Origin of the sequence: Mucilaginibacter gossypiicola (genome assembly GCF_900110105.1) — a bacterium.
Classification (GTDB): Bacteria; Bacteroidota; Bacteroidia; order Sphingobacteriales; family Sphingobacteriaceae; genus Mucilaginibacter; species Mucilaginibacter gossypiicola.
In genome coordinates this window covers 48,284-71,226 of the sequence record NZ_FOCL01000014.1, presented here as the reverse complement: position 1 = coordinate 71,226, position 22,943 = coordinate 48,284, and the positions used below count along the sequence as shown (strand labels likewise).

18 protein-coding genes and 2 tRNA genes are annotated in these 22,943 nt (G+C 40.7%); 10 read left to right on the top strand and 10 right to left on the bottom strand.

The window, feature by feature from the left end; translation table 11 throughout:
- Nucleotides 1–369 precede the first annotated feature (369 nt).
- A complete protein-coding gene (locus BMX50_RS29400) occupies nt 370–1,311 on the top strand; it encodes an ion channel (protein ID WP_091219541.1) in 942 nt (313 codons plus the stop codon).
- An 86-nt stretch (nt 1,312–1,397) separates the two neighbouring features.
- Here the strand turns inward: BMX50_RS29400 and BMX50_RS29395 are convergent, their stop codons facing one another.
- The 3 genes from BMX50_RS29395 to recR are packed head-to-tail and all read right to left on the bottom strand — an operon-like array spanning nt 1,398 to nt 3,662.
- Nucleotides 1,398–2,213 (bottom strand): SDR family oxidoreductase, encoded by an 816-nt coding sequence (locus BMX50_RS29395; protein ID WP_091219538.1) that lies wholly within the window; start codon nt 2,211–2,213, stop codon nt 1,398–1,400.
- Complete coding sequence (locus tag BMX50_RS29390) at nt 2,200–3,033, bottom strand: glycosyltransferase family 2 protein (protein ID WP_091219535.1); 834 nt, start codon at nt 3,031–3,033, stop codon at nt 2,200–2,202. Before BMX50_RS29390 ends, BMX50_RS29395 begins: the two co-directional genes overlap by 14 nt.
- 2 nt (nt 3,034–3,035) lie before the next feature.
- The gene (recR, locus tag BMX50_RS29385) at nt 3,036–3,662 is read right to left on the bottom strand and encodes a recombination mediator RecR (RefSeq protein ID WP_091219532.1); all 627 of its coding nucleotides are present in this window, start codon (nt 3,660–3,662) and stop codon (nt 3,036–3,038) included.
- Between the two features lie 236 nt (nt 3,663–3,898).
- Between recR and BMX50_RS29380 the strand changes: the two genes are divergently transcribed.
- Complete coding sequence (locus BMX50_RS29380) at nt 3,899–5,398, top strand: sodium:solute symporter (protein ID WP_091219529.1); 1,500 nt, start codon at nt 3,899–3,901, stop codon at nt 5,396–5,398.
- Between the two features lie 117 nt (nt 5,399–5,515).
- The gene (locus BMX50_RS29375; protein WP_091219526.1) at nt 5,516–6,223 is read left to right on the top strand and encodes an LOG family protein; all 708 of its coding nucleotides are present in this window, start codon (nt 5,516–5,518) and stop codon (nt 6,221–6,223) included.
- A gap of 64 nt (nt 6,224–6,287) precedes the next feature.
- Here the strand turns inward: BMX50_RS29375 and BMX50_RS29370 are convergent, their stop codons facing one another.
- Both BMX50_RS29370 and BMX50_RS29365 read right to left on the bottom strand, forming a co-directional pair.
- The gene (locus tag BMX50_RS29370) at nt 6,288–8,234 is read right to left on the bottom strand and encodes a redoxin domain-containing protein (protein ID WP_091219523.1); all 1,947 of its coding nucleotides are present in this window, start codon (nt 8,232–8,234) and stop codon (nt 6,288–6,290) included.
- A 191-nt stretch (nt 8,235–8,425) separates the two neighbouring features.
- Nucleotides 8,426–10,378 (bottom strand): TlpA disulfide reductase family protein, encoded by a 1,953-nt coding sequence (locus BMX50_RS29365; protein ID WP_091219519.1) that lies wholly within the window; start codon nt 10,376–10,378, stop codon nt 8,426–8,428.
- Between the two features lie 93 nt (nt 10,379–10,471).
- On the opposite strand from BMX50_RS29365, the gene BMX50_RS29360 reads away from it, so the two are divergent.
- The 3 genes from BMX50_RS29360 to BMX50_RS29350 all read left to right on the top strand — a co-directional run bounded on the left by BMX50_RS29360 (nt 10,472) and on the right by BMX50_RS29350 (nt 13,636).
- Nucleotides 10,472–11,737, top strand: a complete 1,266-nt coding sequence (locus BMX50_RS29360) for a TCR/Tet family MFS transporter (protein ID WP_091219516.1) — start codon at nt 10,472–10,474, stop codon at nt 11,735–11,737.
- A gap of 74 nt (nt 11,738–11,811) precedes the next feature.
- Nucleotides 11,812–12,330: a 3'-5' exoribonuclease domain-containing protein gene (locus tag BMX50_RS29355; RefSeq protein WP_091219513.1), complete on the top strand. Its 519-nt coding sequence runs from the start codon at nt 11,812–11,814 to the stop codon at nt 12,328–12,330.
- A gap of 49 nt (nt 12,331–12,379) precedes the next feature.
- Complete coding sequence (locus BMX50_RS29350) at nt 12,380–13,636, top strand: TCR/Tet family MFS transporter (protein WP_091219510.1); 1,257 nt, start codon at nt 12,380–12,382, stop codon at nt 13,634–13,636.
- Between the two features lie 2 nt (nt 13,637–13,638).
- Here the strand turns inward: BMX50_RS29350 and BMX50_RS29345 are convergent, their stop codons facing one another.
- Both BMX50_RS29345 and BMX50_RS29340 read right to left on the bottom strand, forming a co-directional pair.
- Nucleotides 13,639–14,157: a hypothetical protein gene (locus BMX50_RS29345; RefSeq protein WP_091219503.1), complete on the bottom strand. Its 519-nt coding sequence runs from the start codon at nt 14,155–14,157 to the stop codon at nt 13,639–13,641.
- 39 nt (nt 14,158–14,196) lie between these two features.
- Nucleotides 14,197–14,787, bottom strand: coding sequence for a DUF502 domain-containing protein (locus BMX50_RS29340; protein ID WP_091219495.1), 591 nt, complete (start codon nt 14,785–14,787; stop codon nt 14,197–14,199).
- A 265-nt stretch (nt 14,788–15,052) separates the two neighbouring features.
- Between BMX50_RS29340 and BMX50_RS29335 the strand changes: the two genes are divergently transcribed.
- On the top strand, nt 15,053–15,469 hold the full coding sequence (locus tag BMX50_RS29335) for a hypothetical protein (protein ID WP_091219492.1): 417 nt from the start codon (nt 15,053–15,055) through the stop codon (nt 15,467–15,469).
- Nucleotides 15,470–15,517: 48 nt separating this feature from the next.
- Here BMX50_RS29335 and BMX50_RS29330 read toward each other — a convergent pair whose 3' ends face one another.
- Nucleotides 15,518–17,980 carry a bifunctional UDP-N-acetylmuramoyl-tripeptide:D-alanyl-D-alanine ligase/alanine racemase gene (locus BMX50_RS29330; RefSeq protein WP_091219488.1) on the bottom strand — a complete coding sequence of 821 codons (2,463 nt, stop codon included), beginning with the start codon at nt 17,978–17,980 and terminating at the stop codon, nt 15,518–15,520.
- Nucleotides 17,981–18,040: 60 nt separating this feature from the next.
- On the opposite strand from BMX50_RS29330, the gene BMX50_RS29325 reads away from it, so the two are divergent.
- The 3 genes from BMX50_RS29325 (at nt 18,041) to BMX50_RS29315 (ending at nt 18,856) form a co-directional block, all read left to right on the top strand.
- Nucleotides 18,041–18,523, top strand: coding sequence for a regulatory protein RecX (locus BMX50_RS29325; protein WP_091219485.1), 483 nt, complete (start codon nt 18,041–18,043; stop codon nt 18,521–18,523).
- A gap of 123 nt (nt 18,524–18,646) precedes the next feature.
- Nucleotides 18,647–18,719 (top strand) — tRNA-Gly (locus BMX50_RS29320).
- A 52-nt stretch (nt 18,720–18,771) separates the two neighbouring features.
- Nucleotides 18,772–18,856: transfer RNA gene (locus tag BMX50_RS29315), tRNA-Leu, on the top strand.
- 116 nt (nt 18,857–18,972) lie between these two features.
- Here the strand turns inward: BMX50_RS29315 and BMX50_RS29310 are convergent.
- A complete protein-coding gene (locus BMX50_RS29310) occupies nt 18,973–20,805 on the bottom strand; it encodes a UvrD-helicase domain-containing protein (RefSeq protein ID WP_091219482.1) in 1,833 nt (610 codons plus the stop codon).
- Nucleotides 20,802–22,877 (bottom strand): ATP-dependent nuclease, encoded by a 2,076-nt coding sequence (locus BMX50_RS29305; protein ID WP_091219477.1) that lies wholly within the window; start codon nt 22,875–22,877, stop codon nt 20,802–20,804. Before BMX50_RS29305 ends, BMX50_RS29310 begins: the two co-directional genes overlap by 4 nt.
- Nucleotides 22,878–22,943: the final 66 nt, after the last annotated feature.

The following is a 22,943-nucleotide window of genomic DNA, read 5'->3' as shown; positions in this document are numbered from 1 at the left end:
TTTTCAAACAAACATGGAATTGCCTTACGATTACTCGTTAAGCCACCACCAATTGTTGTTTAATTTTGTCATTGTTACTTGTTGGCACAAATATGTAAATAGTTTTTATAAAAACAAACAGAATTATTTTAGTTAATGAATTATTGATTTAAATATAGAAAAGCTATTTAAATCATCTTAATAAGAACGTCATTGTGAGGTACGAAGCAATCCCAAACTTGCAGGGCCGCTGTGTACAGTTCGCGATTGCTTCGTACCTCGCAATAACGCCTTTTTTATTTAAACCGCCTCTAAGCAATCTACGGTTCGCATAATTTCAATAATTTAGTTGTTGATTTATCAATCGATCCTAATTCACTAATTAGCCCCATGGCCATACGTAAAGAGAAAATTAACCCGGAAGACGATCTTGGCTTTGGTACCCAGCCGGTTATCAAGAGCCAGCCGGTTATCAATAAAGATGGTACTATCAACGTAAAGCGTACCGGTCTGCCATTTTTAAGTACAGCCAACAATTACCATTCGCTGATAACCATGAGCTGGCGCAAGTTTTGGTTCATTGTTTTTAGTGCGTACTTCACGGTAAACATCATTTTTGCTCTTATTTATTTTTCGCTCGGGCCAGATGTTTTAGACGGTAAAAGCGGCAACGATAGCTTCGATCGTTTTATGGATGCCTTCTTTTTCTCGGCACAAACCATATCAACTGTAGGCTACGGGCACATCAGCCCGAAGGGTATTATACCTAATACTATAGCTGCGCTCGAATCCATGATGGGTTTACTGGCCTTCGCTTTGGCAACAGGCTTGCTTTACGGACGCTTTTCACGCCCTTCGGCCAAGATCATGTATAGCCGCAATGTGCTTATCGCCCCTTACCGTGATGGCGGCAAAGGCCTGATGTTTCGCCTGGCTAACGAACGGAAGAATATCCTGATCGATCTGGAAATGGAGGTAGTTTTTAGCTATAACGACGAAGAGAACGGGAAAACGGTACGTAAATTTTTCCAACTGGAACTGGAACGTACAAGAGTTAGCATCCTTACACTGAACTGGACGGTAGTGCACCCGCTTGATGATAACAGCCCGATCAAAGATATCACCCCGGAAGAACTTCAACGCAGGCAAGCCGGCTTAACCGTCAGCCTCAAAACATTCGATGATACTTTTTCACAAACCATCCATTCACGTACCTCCTACCAGTACGATGATTTTATATGGGATGCTAAGTTTAAACCAGCCTTTGAGCGCGACGAAACAGGCCGCGTTGTTTTGGATTTGAGCAGGATAAGTGTGTATGAAGTGGTCTGAACTCGAATTTGTTGAATTAGAAGAATTTATTGAATTTATAAACCTATTCTGAATTTTTTTTGAATTCAATAAATTCGAGTTCTGAACTATCTTAGTAACGGATCCCGCTCCTTTGTAAAAACGTTATACACCATTTTATCTAAAAAAGCCGGGACAAATTTACTAAGGGCAACAGTTAGCTTACCCTGGCCGCTCATGATGAGGGTGCGGCTGCGGTTTTCTATGCCATCGGTTATGATTTTAGCTACCTCATCGCTGCTCATCATTTTTTGTTCTTCAAGGGTGCTTTCGCCTTGCTGTTTGCCTTCGCTGTTTAAGGCTGTATTACGGATATTTGATGCGGTAAAGCCAGGGCAGGCGGTTAATATATGTACGCCGGTTTTCAGATTTTCAACCCGTAACGAATCTAAAAAACCGTTCATCGCAAATTTTGATGCCGAATACCCAGAGCGGCCCGGCAAACCTTTATATCCTGCTATAGACGATACCCCTACTATGCTACCTTTGGTCTTGATAATTTCGGGCAATGCGTATTTGGTACAATAAACCGTGCCCCAAAAGTTCACATCCATTAAGGTCTTCAACACTTTAAGATCTGCGTCTTTAAACAGCGACCGCATGGACATACCTGCGTTGTTGATCAATACATCAACTTTACCAAATGTGGTGAGTGTTTGTTTAACGAGTTGCTTGCAATCTTCCTCAACGGTTACGTCGCATTGTATGGCAAGCGCTTTGATCTTATATTCCTGCTGTAATTTTTCGGTAACCTGGCAAAGGGTAACGTATTGCCTTGCTGCCAGCACCACATGGGCGCCGCGTTTGGCACATTCATAAGCAAGTGATTTTCCGATACCCGACGAAGCGCCGGTAATTATAACAACCTTATCATTTAACTTCATACGAAGGAGGAATTAGCTGGGGGATGCCCTCTACCTTAAGATCGGGCACCTTAAATAAATATTTGGAGGCGAAGATAATCATCGCACCATAATATTCCTTAATGTGTATCCAGCTAAATTTAACCTTGTTTTGTATGTTAAAGTTGATGATATATGTTTTGGGGAAATAGTAATTTTTAAACCCGGCAAGCCTGATGCGGTACGAATAATCGATATCATAACCATAGGTATGAAAACGCTCATCCATTAAGCCTATATGGTTAAGGGCTTCTTTACGTAATAACATGAAGGCACCGTTTATGATATCCGACTCGGAAGTCTGAAACTCTTCTACCCAGTCTTTACTCTCCGGGTTAGTTAGTCTTGATTTGGAGAAATGTTTTGCCAGCCCGGTCAGCTTAAAAAAGGTTTCCCATGGTTTGTTAAAGCCGCGTTTTGACTCTTTCAGAAATTTACCTTCGGGAGTTATCATACGTACACCCAAACCACCTGCACCAGCGTGCATGTCCATAAACTCCAAAGCTTTCTCAACTGTCTTTTTGCCTGTAATTGTATCCGCATTGACCAGTAAAATATACTCGCCTGTAGCCAATTTCAACGCATGATTGTAGGCGCGCGCCATACCCTCATTTTTATCGTTGGCTATTATTTTCACATCAGGAAATTCGGTATTAAGCATGGCAACGGACTTATCGGCCGAAGCATTGTCGACCACAAAAACCTCATGACTAACGTCCTGGGCAGCCCTGATTGCTGCATTCAGGGCAATTCTGAGCAGGTTGCAGGTATTATGGCTTACAACAACTATTGATAGTTTCATGCTTACTTTGATAGTGAATTTTCATACGGAACGCGGGTAGCTATCGAGCGGCCCAAAGTTATTTCGTCCACGTACTCTAATTCACCACCAAAAGCTATGCCACGAGCTATGGTTGTAATGGTAATATTGAAACTTTTTAATTTTTTATGAAGATAGAACAGCGTTGTGTCACCCTCCATAGTGGCGCTGAGTGCAAAAACCACTTCTTTTACCTCATTATCATCCGTTGGCTTAAGGCGCTCAATGAGGGTATCCACCTGCAAATCTGACGGCCCAACGCCATCCATCGGCGATATTAAGCCACCAAGCACGTGGTAAACACCATTAAACTGGTTGGTATTTTCGATGGCCATTACATCGCGGGTATCCTCAACCACGCAAATGAGGCCATGATCGCGGCGGTGCGATGAGCAGATCTCACAAACAGGCAAATCAGATATATTATGACAAACCCGGCAAAATTGTATTTCGTTGCGAAGCTTGGTTACCGCGGTACTAAATCGTTCAACATCCTGCTTATCCTGGTTAAGTAAATGCAGCACCAAACGCAGGGCGGTTTTTTGACCAACACCCGGTAATTTGGCAAATTCGGCTACAGCATTTTCCAGTAATTTGGACGAAAAATTCATTGTGCGAAGGTAAATATTTTTTATGTGATTGCATTCTGTGTACGCATTGCCTATCTTCCATGTCATTACGAGCGCAGCGTGGCAATCGCACGGAAGCATATTCGCCCTGTAGAGCATGCGGTTGCCACGCTGCGCTCGCAATGACATAGTTTTATACAGGGAAGAGCAATCCCATCCAACAATAATTACCTTTTTTGAAAAAAGATTCCGACTTTAGAAAAACATAACACACGCCTATGTCGCCCGGAGTATTATTATCATTCATTATCGGTTACTTTTTGGTTTTACTGATCATCTCCTGGCTTACATCAAAAAAATCGTCGGATAATGATACATTCTTTGTAGCCAACCGCAACTCCAAATGGTATTTGGTTGCCTTCGGGATGATTGGCACGGCATTGAGCGGGGTTACTTTTATCTCTGTACCGGGTAAAGTTGGTACCGATCAGTTTGCTTATTTCCAGTTTGTACTGGGCAATGCGGCAGGGTTTATTATTATAGCCACCGTATTACTCCCATTATACTACCGGCTTAAGCTCACATCCATTTATAGTTACATTGAAGGTGCTTTAGGTGTTTGGAGCTATAAAACTGCGGCAGCCATCTTTTTGGTAAGCCGGGTCATCGGCTCGGCATTCCGGTTATACCTGGTGGTTATCGTGTTGCAAAAATTCATTTTTGATAGCTACCATGTACCTTTCGCTGTTACAGTATTGATATGTTTGCTGCTCATATGGTCGTACACTTTTAAAGGCGGATTAAAAACCATTATCATTACCGATAGTTTGCAAACGTTTTTCCTGGTGCTATCGGTTTTTCTGTCGATATACTTTATCTGCCAAAGCCTGCATATGAACATTTTTGAGGCTGCCGAAACCATCAAAAACAGCAGCTACTCCAAAATATTTTTCTTTAACGATTTCATGAGCAGCAAGCTGCACTTAGGTAAACAGTTTTTAGGCGCTATGTTTATCACCATAGGTATGACCGGGCTTGACCAGGACCTGATGCAGAAAAACCTCAGCCTTAAAAACATCAAAGAAGCACAAAAAAACATGTTCAGCTTTGTAGGCGTTTTTGTAGTGATCAACATCTTTTTCCTTAGCGTGGGCGCCTTGCTTTACATGTACGCAGCTAAAAATGGCATCAATGTTACCAAAACCGACTACTTGTATCCTACCATTGCCCTTCAATATTTAGGATTGGTGCCGGCCATGATATTTATGTTGGGCTTAACGGCCGCTACCTTTGCCACTACCGACTCAGCCCTTACGGCGCTTACCACCTCCTTTTGTGTCGACTTTTTAGGCTTTAACAAGCGTGCAGATGTGAACAGCAAAAAGATGGTATCGGTAAGGCATTGGGTACATATAGCCTTTTCGGGCTTGATGTTTTTAACCATTATCATATTTAACGCTATTAACAACGAGGCTGTGGTGAGTGCTATATTCAGCGTGGCATCTTACACTTATGGCCCGTTACTGGGCCTGTATTCGTTTGGCTTGTTTGTAAGCAACAGACAGGTTAAGGATAAACTGGTACCCTTTATTTGCATACTCTCTCCTGCTATATGTTATTTTTTAAATGCCGAATCAAAATCAATTTTGGGCGGATATGTTTTTAGTAACGAACTCATTATTGTAAACGGATTAATTACATTCATCGGGCTCCTGGCCTTTTCAAGTTCTAAAGCTGGCGAAGTCCGTAACGTGGAAAGTCTCGAGTTGGACAGGTAAAAAATTGATCCGCAAATCAACCGAAATCAATTTTCTTCGTACTTTGCATTAATTAATATAGAATAAAAATACTTCCGGACTCTCGGACTTTCCCGACTTCCGGACTAAAAAAAGGCTATGACCGGAGAAGATAAAATAAGACAAGCGTTCGAGAACAAAAACTGGCAGGAAATTAAGGTTACCGACTCCTGGCAGATCTTTAAAATAATGGCCGAATTTGTTGACGGCTTTGAAAAACTGGCCAAAATTGGCCCATGCGTATCCATCTTCGGGTCGGCGCGTACACATACCGATAACAAATACTACCAACTGGCTGTAGATACCGCCCGCCTGCTTACCGAGCATGGCTATGGCGTAATCTCGGGCGGCGGTCCAGGTATTATGGAAGCTGCCAACAAGGGCGCTTATGAAAACGGCGGTAAATCAGTAGGCTTAAACATCGAGTTACCATTTGAGCAGTTCCACAACAAATACATCGATAGGGATAAGATCATGGAGTTTGATTACTTCTTTATCCGCAAGGTTATGTTTATGAAATACTCGCAGGGCTTTATCATTTTACCCGGTGGCTTTGGCACTATGGACGAATCGTTTGAGGCTATCACGCTTATTCAAACCGGTAAAATTGCCCGCTTCCCCATCATTTTTGTTGGGGTTGAATACTGGAAAGGCCTGTTTAACTGGGTTGAGGAAAAAATGCTAAACGAACAGCACAACATCAACCCCGACGACCTTAACCTGTACCGTGTAGTTGACACAGCCGAAGAAGCTGTTGAACACATCACCAGGTTCTACAACAAATACGTACTTAAGCCAAACTTTTAACAGGCTTCAAAATAAAAAATGCCGCTCCATTAAGGGCGGCATTTTTGTTGGATATAGCATTAGGCTACCTCATGCTTTGTTTAGGCGTAATTTCTTTGGTAGCAGCAACCTCTTCATTCACCATATCAATCATCGAGCCCACTTCTTCTAACACGGCTTGATTAGAGCCGCTGTAACCGCGCACACTAAACCTGATGTTGCCATTTTTATCGATGATAAATTTGGTTGGGATAGCTTCAACCCCAAATTGTGATACCACTTTTGATTGCTTCCCATCATTACCTTTTTCATCAAACAATACGGTAAAGGTGTATTTGTTTTCTGCTATGAATTTCTTAGCGACATCGGCATAGCTATCGCCAGTTTCCCAGGTATCAATGAACAGAAATTTCACATCGGGGTTGTTTTTATACTTATTTACAGCCAGCTGCATACCCGGGAACGATGCTTTACAAGGCCCGCACCAGGTAGCCCAAAAATCAACTACTACCGTTTTGCCTTTCAGGTTGGCCAGTGAAACCGTATTGCCATTAAAATCTTTCAGGATAAAAGAAACCGCTGGTTTATTGATCATTTGTTTAGCTAATTCGTCATGTTTCTTCTGGTTTGATATTTTATTCAGTCCTGCCAAATATTCATCAAAGCCTTTATCGCTTTTATTTAAGCCTACATAAGCTTCTTTCAGTTCATCGTTAAGAGTCCCCGTGCCGCGGCCTGCCTTTAAAGCTTTTTCGATAACCGCTTTAGATTCGGCATATTTACCCAATGCGTTTAATATTAAACTGTAGTGTTCATTTGTAGTTGGGTCATTTTCGGTATCATACTCATAAACCTCTTTCTGGTATTTCAAAGCTTCGTTATATTTCTTTTGGCCGTAAAGTATATAAGCATAACTATCCTCATACATATTATAAGTTGCCCTATTCCGTTTTTCCATTTCGCTTTTTGTATAAAAAGGTGCGGCGGCGACATTTTTTTGTTTATCGGATATAATATCAAGTGATTGCCTGGACAGTTTTTCGGCAAGATCAAGATTTGTCCCTTTTTCAGCCCAATCATAGGCAATATTATTATAACTGCTGGCCAGGGCTGATTTATTTTTAACTTGTGCTACATAGTTTTCAAACGCTTTATTATTACCAGCCTTTAAATAATCAATTGCCAACTGAGTACGGACATAATCAACGTTAGGGTCTTTACTCTCGGGAAATTTACTTGCAAAATCTTTATAAATTGAATCGCGTTTACCTAAATCTTTTTCCATAACCATAGCATAAATAGCTTCGTTCTTAGCGATGTCACCTATAGGAAATTTTTCTTTGATCATCTTTTTCAATGAATCGGCGGCGGCTTTTTCATTCAAATCGCTAAGTATATATGATGCAAGGTTTAGGTCTTTTTCATTACTGCTTTTTTCAAGCGACTTAACTTTAGCGTTCATCAACGCTTTGGTAGCAGGCGACGCGTTTCTTGACAGTAGCCAATAATAAATACCAGGATATTTCTTTTCGACGGTCGGGTATATCTCGTATTCTTTTTTAAGCAACTCAAATACACGATCGTTATCAGCTTTAATTTTTCCAAAAGAAGAGCCGAGATTACTCTCTACTACATAAGCTTCTTCCTCGTAAGCACCAGGAACAGGCTTGTTATCTTTATAAACCTCAAATATGTACCCTTTGTCATTGTTATTGTCGATATCTGTACCACTATATATTTTTATAAAAAATGCCTTAGCCATAGCGGGGATTTCAAACTCGCCCGTCAGAGCATCATCCGAGGATTTTAATGCCACCTCTGCAACCGGATATTCTTTCCCATCTAAAAAGTACACCTCTGCACTGATATCCTTTTTGTTGGCCAGCGGCGAACCCTTAGTTGTATAAGTAAGTTGAATTTTTTCGGAAGCAGCAGGATAATTGCTTGATAATGTAAGATGGTTACTTTGTGCAAAAACACTTTGCAGGGCCAGCATAGCCGGCAAAAGCAGTATTGATCTGTGAGGTTTCATAGGTTAACTATTGGTTTTATTCAAGTTCGGTATTAATTATTACAGATACAACTATTTCCAATAATCATTAACCTTATAATATCTATTACATATTAAATTGATAAATGCGAGATATAGCAGGCTTCAAAATAAAAAATGCCGCTCCATCAGGGCGGCATTTTTTATTGAAATAGTTTTAGGTTTGTAATTAGCTATTTCATGCTTTGCTTTGGAGCGACAGCAGCTTCGGCAGTAACCGGCCCTTTAGCCATGTCAATCATCGTGCTCACTTCATCTACCAGTCCATCTGCCGAGCCATCAAAACCCACAACTTTAAAGCGGATGTTGCCGTTTTTATCAATAATAAACTTGGTTGGGATTCCGGTTACGCCGAATTGTGATACCACCTTTGATTGCCTGCCATCGCCGCCTTTTTCATCTATCAGCACGTTAAAAGTGTATTTATTATCGGCAATAAATTTCTTCACACCGTCAATATAGCTATCACCATTTTCCCAGGTATCAATAAACAGGAACTTCACATCCTGGTCATCCTTGTATTTATTTACGGCCATTTGCATACCCGGAAAAGAAGCTTTACAAGGGCCGCACCAGGTAGCCCAAAAATCCACGATCACAATTTTGCCTTTTAAATCGCCCAGTGAGACGCTATTTCCGGCAAAGTCCTTAAGAGCAAATTTTGTAGCCGGCTGATTGATCATCTGCTTAGCCACCTCTTCCCTTTTTTTATCCCTTGCAATATCTGATAAGCCCGCAAGGTATTGATCATAACCCGCTTCACTACCTTTTAAACCGACGTAGGCTTTCTTTAATTCCTCCTTTAAAACCGGAGAAACTTTAGCTGCCTTAAATGCACTTTCAATGGCATCTTTTGATTCGGTGTATTTACCAAGCGCATTTAAAATGAGTACGTAATGCTCGTTTGTGGTTGGGTCATTATCCTTATTGGTGGCATAAAGTTCTTTCTGATACTTAAGTGCCTCATCATATTTTTTCTCTTTATATAAAATGAATGCATAAGTATCAGCATAGATGTTATAAACACCTTGATTCTGCCTTTTTGCATCATTTACCGACATGAACGATGACACCATCGGACTTTTCATTTTTTCATTAATGATATCCAGCGTTTGCTTTGAAAGCTTTTCTGCCCGATTAAGGTTCTCCCCTTTTTGTGCCCATTCATAAGCCATATTATTATAGCTCATTGCTATGCTCATTTTGTCTTGAGTCAACGTTGCGTATTTATTAAACGCCACGGTATCACCAGCTCTTAAAAAACCGCCGGCTAACTGTCCCCTTATAAAATCTATTCTTCCGCCTTTGTAGGTGCTCATTTCAGGAAATTTGGTCACATAAGCAGTATAAAGCGAATCCTTTTTGTGCACGTCATGCTCGCGCATCATCGCAAGCTCAGCATCGGTTTTAACAGACTCACCTTTCGGGAATTTAGCCTTGATTATTTCGCCCAATGAATCGGCAGATGTTTTTTGGTTTCGCCAGTTCAGGATATTGGCGGCAAGGATCAGGTCTTTTTCCACCGTGCTTTTTTCAAGCGATTTAACCTTTGCATTTAACGTGGCAGTAGTAGCGGGATCTTTTTTCTTCGCTAATATGTAATAGTAATTAAACTGATAAGGCTTCTCGGCCTGAGGATAGGCATCATACTCTTTTTTAAACAATGCCAGGCCTTCTTCAGAGTCGGTCTTAATTTTGGCAAAATTGTTACCGACACCACTTAATATATAACCTTGGGCTTCATAAGCGCCCTGAACAGGTTTTTTATCCTTATAAACTAAATAAACATATCCCTTATCGTTATTGTTATCAATATCACCGTCACTAAATATTTTTATAAAGAAAGCCTTCGCCGCGGCCGGGATAGTAAAATCACCTGACAATAAATTTCCGTCAGCTTTCAGATCGATGTCGGTTGCTGGGTTATCCTTTCCGTCAATGTAGTAGATCTCTGCGCCGATATCCTTCTTGCCGGCAACAGGTGTCCCTGCCGGATCATAGGTGATCTTAACTTTTTCGGTTGGCGATGGATAGTTATCAGATAACGTAAGATGTTTTTTTTGCGCAAATGCGCTTTGCATAACCAGCAAAGCCGGTACCAGCATGATTGATTTGTGTGGTTTCATAGGTTTAACTAATAATATAGTTGAAGTTAGGGACAAATTATTTTAAATACAATTATTTTAACAATTATTAACCTTAATAATTTATTTTGCACCATGGACACTTCCGCCCAAAATAAACCGCAGAAGGCTTTAGGCTTTATTTTTATTACTTTACTGATTGATGTAGTAGGTTTAGGTATCATTATACCCGTACTACCCAAGCTTATTGAAAAACTGATCCACGCCGGCCTTAGTGAGGCTTCGCTTTATGCAGGTTTTTTGACGCTGGCTTATTCGGTGATGCAATTCCTGTTTTCGCCCATGATCGGTAATCTGAGCGATAAGTACGGCCGTCGCCCGGTATTACTCTGCTCACTGTTAGGTTTTGGTATCGATTATTTGTTCCTTGCCTTCGCCCCATCCATTGGCTGGCTATTTTTGGGCAGGGCTATCGCTGGTATCACAGGAGCAAGTTTTACCACCGCCTCGGCCTATATAGCAGATGTGAGCACTCCCGAAAAACGCGCTCAAAACTTTGGGATGATAGGCGTTGCCTTTGGTCTTGGGTTTATTATTGGTCCGGCCATTGGCGGTGTATTGGGTAAAATGGATGTTCAATATCCGTTTTTCGCCGCCGCCGGTCTGGCATTTTTAAACGCCATTTATGGCTTCTTCATTCTGCCCGAATCACTGGATGAAGCCCATCGTCGCCCGTTTGATGTAAAAAGGGCAAACCCATTGGGCTCATTGCTACAGCTAAAAAAATATCCTTCGGTAATGGGTCTGGCATTGTCACTGTTCCTGGTGTATTTTGCCGGACAAGCGGTGCAAAACGTTTGGACATATTTCACTTTCGAAAAATTTAAATGGGGTGAGGATACCGTAGGCTATTCACTCGCCTTTATTGGCTTAATGATAGCCTTGGTGCAGGGAGGACTGATGCGTATCATACTGCCTAAACTGGGCATGGAACGCTGTATTTGGGTTGGATTACTGCTATATAGTATCGGCCTGATCCTGTTTGCTATGGCTACACAAGGCTGGATGATGTTTGCATTTATGGTGCCTTACGCGCTCGGCGGTATTGCAGGTCCGGCGCTACAGGGTATTATGACTAACCAGGTACCAGCGAACGAACAGGGCGAATTACAGGGAGGCCTCACCAGCCTCATGAGCCTGAGCGCCATTTTTGGCCCCTGGGTAATGACTACCTTATTTTATTATTTCACCAACGATAACAGGCCTTTCTTTTTACCGGGAGCGCCATTTATTTTAGGTGCGATACTGATGCTGATAAGTGCGTTGCTTGCCATACGTAATTTCAAAAATGTGAAGAAAGCCTCGGCAAAAGATATTGATGCCATAGCAACCTTGCATTGATCATTTATTTTTTGTATATTATAGATAATTAACATGCTTATTTAAAGCAAATACAAATTATAATAATTAATACAATGGCTTACATTATGGTAGATATAGAAAGTGATGGCCCAATTCCGGGCGACTATTCTATGATCTCATTTGGGGCGGTGCTGGTACAAGACAGCCTCAAAGAAACCTTTTACGGGCGGTTAAAGCCCATTTCTGAAAACTACATTCCCGAAGCACTGGCAGTATCCGGGCATACCCGTGAGGAAACATTAAATTTTGATGACCCGGCAAAAGTGATGAGTGATTTTGCTGCATGGCTAAAACGCGTTTGCCGCGATAAACCCCATTTTATTAGTGATAACAACGGGTTCGACTGGATGTTCGTTTGCTGGTACTTTCATCATTTTACCGGCGATAATCCTTTTGGCTTCAGTTCGCAAAACCTGGGGAGCCTGTACAAAGGCATGGTAAAAGATATGTTTCAGAACTTTAAGCACCTACGGCAAACATCGCATACACACCATCCCGTTGATGATGCCAAAGGCAATGCAGAAGCACTGCTAACGTTAAAACACGAATATGGATTGAAGATAAAACTGTAAAACAGCCCATAATAAAACTTTTACCCTGCTTAAACCTTTATCATTATTAATGAGTGCCAAACCTAAAAAGAAACACACTGCTGCCTTAGGCTTTATTTTCGTAACGCTTTTTATTGATGTACTGGGTTTAGGCATCATTATTCCGGTAATGCCGTCGCTGCTCGAGAAACTGGGCAACATGGATGTAAGTACGGCGGCGCAATACAATGGCTATCTAACATTTACCTATGCATCCATGCAATTCCTGTTTTCATCACTGCTGGGGAACCTGAGCGACAGGTACGGGCGCAGACCGGTATTATTAGGTTCATTAATTGGTTTTGGGATAGATTACATCTTTATGGCTTTTGCCCCTACCGTAGCATGGTTGTTTATCGGCCGGGCCATAGCAGGCTTCGCGGGCGCCAGTAATACTACCGCAACCGCGTACATTGCCGATATCAGCACCGGCAAAAACCGGGCTGCAAACTTTGGTTTGGTTGGGGCAGCATCCGGACTTGGATTTATCATCGGCATAGGTACAGGAAGTTTTTTAGGCGCACTAAACGTACGTTTCCCTTTTATGCTGGCCGCGGCATTGGCTTTAATTAACGCCACTTATGGCTACTTTGTATTGCCAGAATCATTAAATATCAAAAACCGCAGACGCTTTGAATGGAAGAAGGCTAATCCCGTTAGCTCCTTACGCAACCTCTCGCGCTATAAATCATTAACAGGACTAATCGGGGCATTTTCTTTAGTGTATATCGCTCAAAAAGCTGTTGAATATGTACTATCCTTTTACGTTACCGAAAAGTTTGACTGGCAGTTAAAAAGCATTGGTTTTTTAGGTTTTTTCATCGGTATTGTGCTGGTAGCCATACAGGGAGGCTTGATCAGGTTTACCATCCCCAAATTTGGGCAGGAGAAAAATATCGTAGCCGGTTTACTATTTTACACTATCGGTTTAACCCTCATAGCCTTTGCTAACCAGGGTTGGATGATGTACGTATTTATGGTGCCCTATTGCCTCGGCGGTATTTCCGGGCCATCATTGCAGGGCATGATCACCAGTACGGTATCCCCAAAAGAGCAGGGCGAGTTACAGGGCTCCCTAACAAGTATTAGCAGTTTAGCGGTGATTATCGGGCCGCTGTTGATGAGTTCGGTATTTCATTTGTTTACCCATCGCAATACATCAACCTATTTTCCGGGCGCGCCTTATATTTTGGGGGCAGTATTGATGCTGATCGCTGTTTTTTTGGCGATCAGGAGCATCAAAAAAAACAGAGTGGCCGATTCAAAGCCGGTAGAAGCAGAATTGTAACGCTACCCGCTTGTTTTATTTATAGTGACCCTGGTTTTGATCGTTGGCGTGAAACCCAAATTACCTTTCATTTGCTTCAGTACCTCTGCACGTTTTTCATCATAATCGGTTGCTATAGCACGGCGCATACTGTCTTCCATTTTCTTTATATTCCATTCATTGATCATAAATGGAGGTATATGCAATTCAGAGATATGAGATAACGAATTCTCTTTGATAAAGTTAGCCATCGACTCATTAAACTCCTGCTCAAAGGCCAACATTTGCAGGGCATCCTCCCTTACATCCTCTATCACCACATCACAAATCATAACGGCCCGGTATTGAATAAACCATTCGCCACTTTCATCGTCTCCGGCATCAAAAGTTAGTGTATGCGTAAGCCTGTGCGAGCCATGTTCGGTTGGCTCCCAGTAACTGTGACCACTTTTACCGCTATTTGAAATTTTTCTTACCCTATCAAAAAAATCCAGATTTACTGCATAAGATAATATACAACTGGTACGGTTAAGTATTTTCATAAGGAAATGCGTTTTTATTTAAAATAGTTATAAAACCTTTTAATCCAACCCGCTTACCCCGCCTGATATTACGAACTTCATTACATCTGCCGCGCTCTTATCCATTGGCTTTACTTTATCGGCAGCAATAATAACCACCTGCCCGGCAAATGAGTAGGAATAAGGAAAGTACACAGCAACCTCGCCGGGTAACCCAATCTTTGCCAGATCCTTTTGAACCAGGAAACCGATCTTCTTTAAACCAAATTCATTAACCTCAACCAATACAGGTTCATTGAATTTTTTCTCCTCGCCAACAAAGGCCTCGGTCAGATCTTTGATTGAAGAATATAGAAATGCAAAGATGGGTAAACGGGCAAACCAGCGCTTAAACCAGGCCTTAATAGGCTCGGTGATTACGTTGGTAACCAACACCCCCATGATCATGATAACCACAACCACATTCAGGATGCCTAAACCAGGTATATAAACATGCTTTCCGGTTTTATCAACCAACAAATCACTTAGGTTAAGCGCTTTATCAATACTTGCAACGGCCCAGTACATCAGGAAAATGGCAGCGCCTACCGGCACAACCACCAACATGCCTTTTATAAAATACCTGAATAATGCCCGCGCTAACCTGTTCATTTTAAGCCGCTGATTTTACGGGTAAAAATACACTCTTTTAAATTGGTATAAAATTTAAATCAAAAAGTGTGCTTGCAGCGCATAAAGTCACTATGATGGTTCTCATACTGACCGGTTTAGATGACCACCATAAAGCATATTATGCTTACATCGTATTACAGGTATCGTTTAATTAGTATACACAGCTATTTTAAAATAAAACCATTTCAATAATGCGGAAAAGACTGAATTATTTGAAATTAAAAGAAACCTTTTATTAAAGGTAATGTTTATATTACGCTCCGATACTCCAACAGGCTATGCGCTTCTAAAACTACCTGTATTAGCTCAATCAAACACTTTTAGGGTTTTATATCTTTCAATCGATTTTATGAAAAAAGTTGAATTAATGCGTGAGTTGATATTTTTAATTAAACAAATCAAAAATTTAGGTAAATGGGGACATCAACAAGGGCTTACGTTACAATGGATACATGCAAAATGGTTAAAATTATTGAAAGAATCCCCCGCCCACAGATTAACCTTAGCCGATTCGTCAATGATAATCTTGAAAGAGGATGTTGCTATTGCTAAAGCAGATATCAAATGGGAAACAGCAACGGAATTTACAGCTACCCGCTACGAAAAAGCGAAAGAAAATCTGATTGCCTGCATAACCGAGCATATTAAAAATCCCGACTAAAACTAAATCACCCGACTATTTACAAGAAATCTAACAGAGCATTTAATCCTACTCGTAAAAGTACACTCTTTTTACCCTTTGCGAAATATTGGTTAATATTTCGTAGGGAATGGTGCCTATCTGCTTTGCCAATTCTTCAATGCGTTGGTGCTCGTCAAATATAATTACCTCGTCGCCTTCCCGCACATCCAACCCACTTACATCAAGCATGCACATATCCATGGTAATGTTGCCCACTGTAGGCACCAGGGCACCTTTCACCAGCATTTTGCCAACCCCTTTACCAAAAGCACGCAGGTAACCATCAGCATAACCTATACGGATGGTGGCTATTTTACCGTCTTTCAAAAGGCTACCGCTACGGCCGTAACTTATGGTATCCCCCGCCCCTATCTTTTTAACCTGGGCAACACTGGTTTTTAAGCTGGCAATAGGCTGCAAGCCCGCCTCTGAAGCCGGCACAGATGAATCAATTCCATACAAGCCTATCCCTAACCGAACCATATCATAATGTGCGGAAGGCCAGCGAATGATACCCGCTGTGTTGCAAATGTGCTTGATCACCTTATAACCCAGCGTACGTTCTATCTCTTTAAAGGCTTTTTCAAAACGCTTGATCTGTTTTTTGGTAAACTCGTCATGCTCGGGGGCTTCGCTTGCTGCTAAATGTGAAAATACTGATTGCACGCGCACATAACGGTTAGCTTCCAGCATATCACACAGGGTTTCGATTTCGTAGTTTTCAAAACCGAGGCGGTGCATACCCGTATCAATCTTAAGGTGTACCGGGTAGCCGGCAATCCCTTGCGCCGACGCATAGCCTACAAAGTCATCCAGCAAACCAAAACTGTAGATTACCGGCTCAAGCTTGTATTCGGTGAGCTTATCAAACGCCGAAGCTTCGGGGTTAAGCACTTTGATGGGGAGGATGATGCCGGCTTGCCGTAATGCCACCCCTTCATCAATATAAGCCACCGCCAGGTAATCAACCTTGTTGTATTGCAGCATATTGGCCACTTCAAACGTACCGCTGCCATAGCTAAATGCCTTAACCATGGCCATTACTTTTACGCCAGGTTTAAGTTTTGACTTATAGAAATTAAGGTTATTCAGCAAAGAATTCAGATTGATTTCCATAACCGTTTCATGTGCCTTTTGAGACAATGCACGGCTTATCTGCTCAAACTCAAAGCTTCTCGAACCTTTTATCAGGATGGTTTCATCTTTAAAATTAAGTGCCTTTAGCTGCTGCAACAACGTAGTAGTATCAGCATAAAAATGCTGTTCGGCCACATCAAAATACGACTGATGGCTAAGCAAGGCTTCACCAACGCCAATAAACTTGTCTATCTTTTTAGTCCTGATCAAATCGGCCACCTGTTTGTACAGCACATCCTGCTGCAAACCCGATTGGTAAATATCTGAAAGGATGAGCGTCTTTTTTTGATGCTGATTTTGCTGCGATAAAAAGTTAAGCGCTATTTCAAGCGATTGCAGATCTGAATTGTATGAGTCATCAATAACCGAGCAGTTGTTTACCCCGTTTTTCAACTCCAGCCGCATACTTACAGGGGCCAGGCGCTCAATACGCTTATCGGCCTCCACTGCGCTATAGCCTAAAGCCAGCATAGTAGCCCAGCAGGTAATGGCATTTTCTACCGAAGCCTGATCGGTAAAAGGAACAAGGCATTCTATCTCTTTAGCTTGATAACGGGCACGGAAGTAATAATTTTTGGAGATCACTGTCTCACTGAAAACATACAGATCAGCTTCGCGGAATTTGCGGCTCCAGGTAAAAGTTTCTTTTGCCGCGATATCTTTTTCATAGCCTATCAGCTGATCGTAATTATGGATCAGTAGCCTGCTGTTTTTGAACAATCCTAATTTTTCCAAAAGCTTTTGTCTTGGCGATTCAAACCCTTCATCATGCGCAGGCCCCATATGGGTAAGCACTCCTATTTCGGGTTTGATAATGGCTTCCAGTCTATTCATCTCATTTACGGTGGAGATGCCAGCTTCAAAAATACCAAGGTCGTTCCTATCATTAATTTGCCATACAGATAAAGGCACACCTATTTGTGAGTTATAACTTTTAGGGTTCCGTACAATGTTTTTATCGGCCGAAAGCAATTGGTACAGCCATTCTTTAACAATGGTTTTACCGTTACTACCGGTAATACCAATTACCTGCAACTTGAAACGGTTACGGTGATAAGCTGCCAGGGCTTGCAAAGCGGCAAGCGGATCGGGCACTATTAAAAAGTTAGCGCCGGGCAGGTTAAACTCAGGACCATGCTCCACCACAAAATTGCGGACACCACCGGCATAAGCTTCGGCAACAAATTCGTGGCCGTTGCGCCTTCCGCTAAGCGCAAAAAACAAGCCCTCGGCCGGGTTGCTGATCCGGCGGCTATCGGTAAAAAGTGCGCTTATGGTATATTCTTCAACAATATTGCCATCAGCTTTGATGATCTTTTTTATAGCGGATATAGCGTATGAATTATTGGGCATGCTGCTAATTTGGAGATATTAAAACAAATAGAATAATTTTTAACGAATTTTGGCTTTTAAATGGATCAGCCCAAACCAATTAAAATTACCGACGAGAAAGTTGCCCGTGCCAAAGCCGAACATTTTTGCGCCTACCAGGAACGTGCCCAACAGGAAGTACGCGACAAACTTTACGAGTGGGGACTATGGCCTGATGCTGTTGAGCACATTATAAGTGAGTTAATTGAAGGTAATTTCCTTAACGAGGAGCGATTTGCGCGCATCTATGCCAGAAGCAAATTCAACCAAAAAGCATGGGGGCGTATTAAAATTAAACAGGGTCTTAAGCTTAAACGAGTGCCTGATGTGCTGATCAAAAAGGCGCTCCTCAACATTGATCTTGACGATTACCTTGCCGCATTAACCCATTTATTGCAAAAAAAAGCCGCTACCCTAACCGAAAAGAACCAGCTTAAGCGTCGCTATAAGTTACAGCAGTATGCCATAGGCCGGGGATTTGAAGCTGAGTTGATATCAGACATTTTGAAAAACAGCGAGTTATAAACTATTTTAAAAAAAGTTAAAATTTCTCTTGCAGAGTATTCAATTCTGCCTATATTTGCACTCCCGCAAACGAGATAAGCAAACGGTTAACGAAAGCAAACTCGAAGCGAGGAAAACACCAACGCGAAAGTAGCTCAGTTGGTAGAGCACGACCTTGCCAAGGTCGGGGTCGCGAGTTCGAATCTCGTCTTTCGCTCAAAGCCCTTCTGATTGAAAGAAGGGTTTTATTTTTAAAAGGTTAGACGCCTGCTCAGATGGTGGAACTGGTAGACACGCAGGACTTAAAATCCTGTTCCCGTAAACGGAGTGCGGGTTCGATTCCCGCTCTGAGTACTTGAAAATGAGGCGATTAGGTGAAAGACACTAATCGCTTTTTTGTTGCTTAAAATTTCGGGTGAAACATTGGTGAAACATTTTAAATGTTCACCAATGGACTTTATAATTTTGAATTATATATCGGCGACTGATCGCACATTGTTAACTTCGAACCAACTGTTAATAACAGCCATAGCCTCGTCTTCAAATTTTGAAAGCGCCAAAACCACTAAATTTTCTTTTGCACGCGAGCAGGATACATAAAATAGATTTTTTGTCCTTAGCAACCTACTTTCATCAGTGTCACTATTCGTTACGAATTTTTCGAAATTATATTTTTGCTTCCAGCTGGTGTCATCGATAACTACTAAGACATTTCGAAATTCATCTCCTTTGGTCCCATGTTTTGTAGAAAAAACAGTCTGATTTTGGGTATGCTTAAATAGGGAAGCCACTTCTTCGTAAGATAGCTGCATTACACCATTGAAAAATGTGATATCTCGGATTTGTCGATCACGATCTTCTTCACTTAAAAATTCATCCACTGGGTTGGCAATTTTTTTTAGATAATTTTCTAAACTTTCAGATTTTTTGAGAATATTATTTGCAATTATGAAATCGAATATTTCCTTTACGGTGGCAGATTCACGAATTCTTAAAAGCTGTTCCATCTTTTCATTTAAAAAAATCTTGTCTGAATGCTTTCGTAAAACAAATGAAGACGGATTTGTGTCGTTTGGGCTTAATACTCCATAGGAATTGAGAAACGAAATTACATCGTTGTAAGATTGTTCCTGCCAAAACTTTATCAAATGCTCAATTCCACTCTTTCGTTCTTTTGACGTCTTTTTGTCTACGCTGCCGAGGAAAAAGCGCACTAAAGGATGCTCCCTTTTCATTAAGACCTCATTAGCACGCTCCCCATAACGTGTAGCAGCAAGATTGTATAAATTTCCGAAGTGGCTTCTCTCTGCCACTCGTCGATTGGCAATGATCAAAATTTTATCCGGGCTTTTTTCGCCAAAGCTCCACCCTTGATTAATAAGATGAGCTATAACCCTATTATAGTTTGCGTTTTTTTGCGGAACGAGTGATTGTTCATATTCCGTAATTCTCATTCGTCCTCGTGCCGGATAATTATCGCAATTAATAAAGGAAACAGATCCGTTAATGTGTTTTCGATTATCTGGCACGATTTGCGTGATATTGCTTCTTATTTTATTTAAAACGCTCACAACTTGAACAGACGATCGATAATTTTCTTCCTTATTAACCAATTGAAGTTTGCCAGCGTTCACATAGCTATCTAAAGATCCAACTCCTTCGTAGATTGTTTGATATGAGTCTCCGAAAAAACCTAACAGCAGATTTTCAGAGTTATTATGCAAGAGGCCATTAACTAAAGCATCAACAGTATCAATCGCTGTATCCTGGTATTCGTCAATAAAAATGTACGGATACTTTGATACTATGATTTTTTTTAAGACTTCGTATTTTTTAAATAAGGCAGCGGCAAGCGTGATTACATCATCGTGGTGCAACGATCCATTTTCGAAATCTCGAAAGCCTGAATCATCATATGTTACTTCTTGAACAATTCCTCGTGTTAGTAAATCGGGGACAAATTTGTCCGGTTTACTCGCGTGCATATTTGTGTTGAGTTCATCCAGAGCAATCAGAAGCTGTTTTTGAAAATTTTTAATATTAGCCCACAAAAACTCGTGTATAGTCAGTACAGAGACATTTGGATTATTTTCAAGCCGATCTAAAATCTCATTTTTTGCTACATTAGTATAAGTTATACAGGCAATAAGTTGATTATTATACCGAAGACTTGAACTATAAGCCGTTAGAACATGATTCAAAGTTTGAATAAGCGTAAAAGTTTTCCCTGAACCAGCACCAGCTTCTAATACAAAGCTTTGCCTCGTGCCAATTAGCTCTACTATTTTTTCAAATGCACTCATTCTACGGAAATCTTATAATTTACAACGCAAATACCTGAAAGCCATTCTAAGCCTTCTTTAATATACTGCGGCACTTGCCAACTTCCGAAAATCTCTTCGTCGAAAGACATTACATCAAAAGCGAAGTTAGTTTTCGCCTTTGAAGTGGTAGGAGCAAGTTCATAACTTATTGCATTAGTTAAATCTTCTGTTTTCCAGCCTCTTAAAAGAGAGAAATAATTTTTTACTTTCTTTTCTGTTTCAACTCCGTTTACTTCAACCATTTTTGAACTTAACAAAAGTTTTTTATTGCATTCAATAAATGCTTCTTCAAAACTTCGCGAATAATACTCTGCGTTAATCTCATTTATCTGAAAAGCAACTCGAACTTTTTCTTGAAATATTTTTTCATCTTCAGTACTCGCTAATATTTCAACAATGATCGATTTTTTGGGTAGCCAAGAAATTAGTGTTTCATTAGATGTAACCAACGTTTTATTATTGATATCTACAGCACAGGCAATGTTTGTTTCCGCATCTTTCGAATCAAGATCAGTAACTATCAAAGTTTTGATGTCAATGAATGCAAGTATCTCTTCGAATTTGTGAGTATAAGCCCCGCCAACCTCCAATACAGTGATGTATTCGCGTTGTAAAGAAGGGGCTACTTTTGCGATCATTTGAGGCATAAGCAATCTCTCTGTTACTCCTTCAACCATTATCACTTTATCCGCAAAAAACAGGTCTGATTTGTGCAAGTTTAAATACTGTTTCAAGAATCGGAAGGTTGCCTTTTCGTTATCAATTTGCAAATGATTGAAGTCTTTCGGTATAACTTCACCTTGACCTTTTATGAAATATCTAATTCTATTAAACCCCTTTTTTAGGTCTATGCCAGCCTCCGAAATAATGTGGGACGAATGTGATGTAATGATCAATTGGATTGTAATTCCGTGACTTTTCGCATTCTTCAGTAAATCGTTAATCTGTCGGATAAAGACTTGTTGCATCTGCGGATGCATATGCGCCTCCGGTTCTTCTATCATGATAACAAGAAACTCGGATATCTTCTCGTCCTTGGCGTTTTTATGTTTCTCTATAAAACTGGCAAGTTCCAAAATCATATAAATAAGATTGCTGTATCCCAATCCGTTATAGCTTTCTGGAAGATCAATCTCATCTTGTTTATAGAAATACCGAATGTTGTTTTTCATCACAGCCTCAGAATCAAATACTGAGTCAATAATAATATCGGGAATTATTATCGGTGTATCTGCGCCAAATGTTTTTAAATCTTTTAAGATATTGGCCAAGATAACTCGATATTTTTCTTTTAAATCCTTGCCTATATCCTTTAAGGCTCCTTCTAAGCGTTCCACTTCCTCCGTCGATTTATCTCTTTCTTTATAATATTTGGAAAATCCTAAAGCCAAGGTATTATTGCGGTCACCCTTTTTATCGTCCAGTATTCGCAAAGCTTTGATTTCTTCAAATGAAACTACCTTCAAGATTTTATTCTTGAAAGCACCTTCTAACATTTTCCTTTTACCTGAAGGGGCGTCAAGAGCATAACAATTGGTGCGATAAAATACTTGAATATTTTCCTTTAGATATTTCAGCAATGATACCGTGGAATCTGGTCGAGCGCGAAATGCCTTAAATAAACTTAGCGTATTGGTGCATTCATAACTAATACAGATACAAGCATCGTTTCTTGCGGGATCCAAATCTGTTATAAATTCACTTAGCTCTTTTAAAGAGTCTTTTTCTTTATCATAAGTTATATGTAATTGAAGTTCAATTTTGGGATTATGATCCTGCAACTTTTTAAGCAGTAACTCCTTCGCTTCATCGTCAGCAAGCAAATATTCACCGTATAGCTTATCGGCTTCTTTAAACTCCTTATAGCACTTTTGAGAAAAATCTTCGAAACTTAGCCGTGACTCTTCTGATACCATCATTCTTATGATTTCGAAGAACGAGGTTTTTCCGCTATTATTTTTCCCAACTATTAACGTAATATCATCTTCAATATCTACCGGCACTCGGTAAAGCATTCTATAGTTGTAAATTGAGACTGTTTTTATTCTCATGACAGGTAAGGCTTTTTATTGGAATCAATTGAGAGCTTAGCACGCTTTCAACGGTAAATATAACAA

Excerpts from the sequence above, each read along its gene's own strand:
- BMX50_RS29400 (WP_091219541.1), top strand. The coding sequence starts at position 370 with ATGGCCATACGTAAAGAGAAAATTAACCCGGAAGACGATCTTGGCTTT.
- BMX50_RS29395 (WP_091219538.1), bottom strand. The coding sequence starts at position 2,213 with ATGAAGTTAAATGATAAGGTTGTTATAATTACCGGCGCTTCGTCGGGT.
- BMX50_RS29390 (WP_091219535.1), bottom strand. The coding sequence starts at position 3,033 with ATGAAACTATCAATAGTTGTTGTAAGCCATAATACCTGCAACCTGCTC.
- recR (WP_091219532.1), bottom strand. The coding sequence starts at position 3,662 with ATGAATTTTTCGTCCAAATTACTGGAAAATGCTGTAGCCGAATTTGCC.
- BMX50_RS29380 (WP_091219529.1), top strand. The coding sequence starts at position 3,899 with ATGTCGCCCGGAGTATTATTATCATTCATTATCGGTTACTTTTTGGTT.
- BMX50_RS29375 (WP_091219526.1), top strand. The coding sequence starts at position 5,516 with ATGACCGGAGAAGATAAAATAAGACAAGCGTTCGAGAACAAAAACTGG.
- BMX50_RS29370 (WP_091219523.1), bottom strand. The coding sequence starts at position 8,234 with ATGAAACCTCACAGATCAATACTGCTTTTGCCGGCTATGCTGGCCCTG.
- BMX50_RS29365 (WP_091219519.1), bottom strand. The coding sequence starts at position 10,378 with ATGAAACCACACAAATCAATCATGCTGGTACCGGCTTTGCTGGTTATG.
- BMX50_RS29360 (WP_091219516.1), top strand. The coding sequence starts at position 10,472 with ATGGACACTTCCGCCCAAAATAAACCGCAGAAGGCTTTAGGCTTTATT.
- BMX50_RS29355 (WP_091219513.1), top strand. The coding sequence starts at position 11,812 with ATGGCTTACATTATGGTAGATATAGAAAGTGATGGCCCAATTCCGGGC.
- BMX50_RS29350 (WP_091219510.1), top strand. The coding sequence starts at position 12,380 with ATGAGTGCCAAACCTAAAAAGAAACACACTGCTGCCTTAGGCTTTATT.
- BMX50_RS29345 (WP_091219503.1), bottom strand. The coding sequence starts at position 14,157 with ATGAAAATACTTAACCGTACCAGTTGTATATTATCTTATGCAGTAAAT.
- BMX50_RS29340 (WP_091219495.1), bottom strand. The coding sequence starts at position 14,787 with ATGAACAGGTTAGCGCGGGCATTATTCAGGTATTTTATAAAAGGCATG.
- BMX50_RS29335 (WP_091219492.1), top strand. The coding sequence starts at position 15,053 with ATGTTTATATTACGCTCCGATACTCCAACAGGCTATGCGCTTCTAAAA.
- BMX50_RS29330 (WP_091219488.1), bottom strand. The coding sequence starts at position 17,980 with ATGCCCAATAATTCATACGCTATATCCGCTATAAAAAAGATCATCAAA.
- BMX50_RS29325 (WP_091219485.1), top strand. The coding sequence starts at position 18,041 with ATGGATCAGCCCAAACCAATTAAAATTACCGACGAGAAAGTTGCCCGT.
- BMX50_RS29310 (WP_091219482.1), bottom strand. The coding sequence starts at position 20,805 with ATGAGTGCATTTGAAAAAATAGTAGAGCTAATTGGCACGAGGCAAAGC.
- BMX50_RS29305 (WP_091219477.1), bottom strand. The coding sequence starts at position 22,877 with ATGAGAATAAAAACAGTCTCAATTTACAACTATAGAATGCTTTACCGA.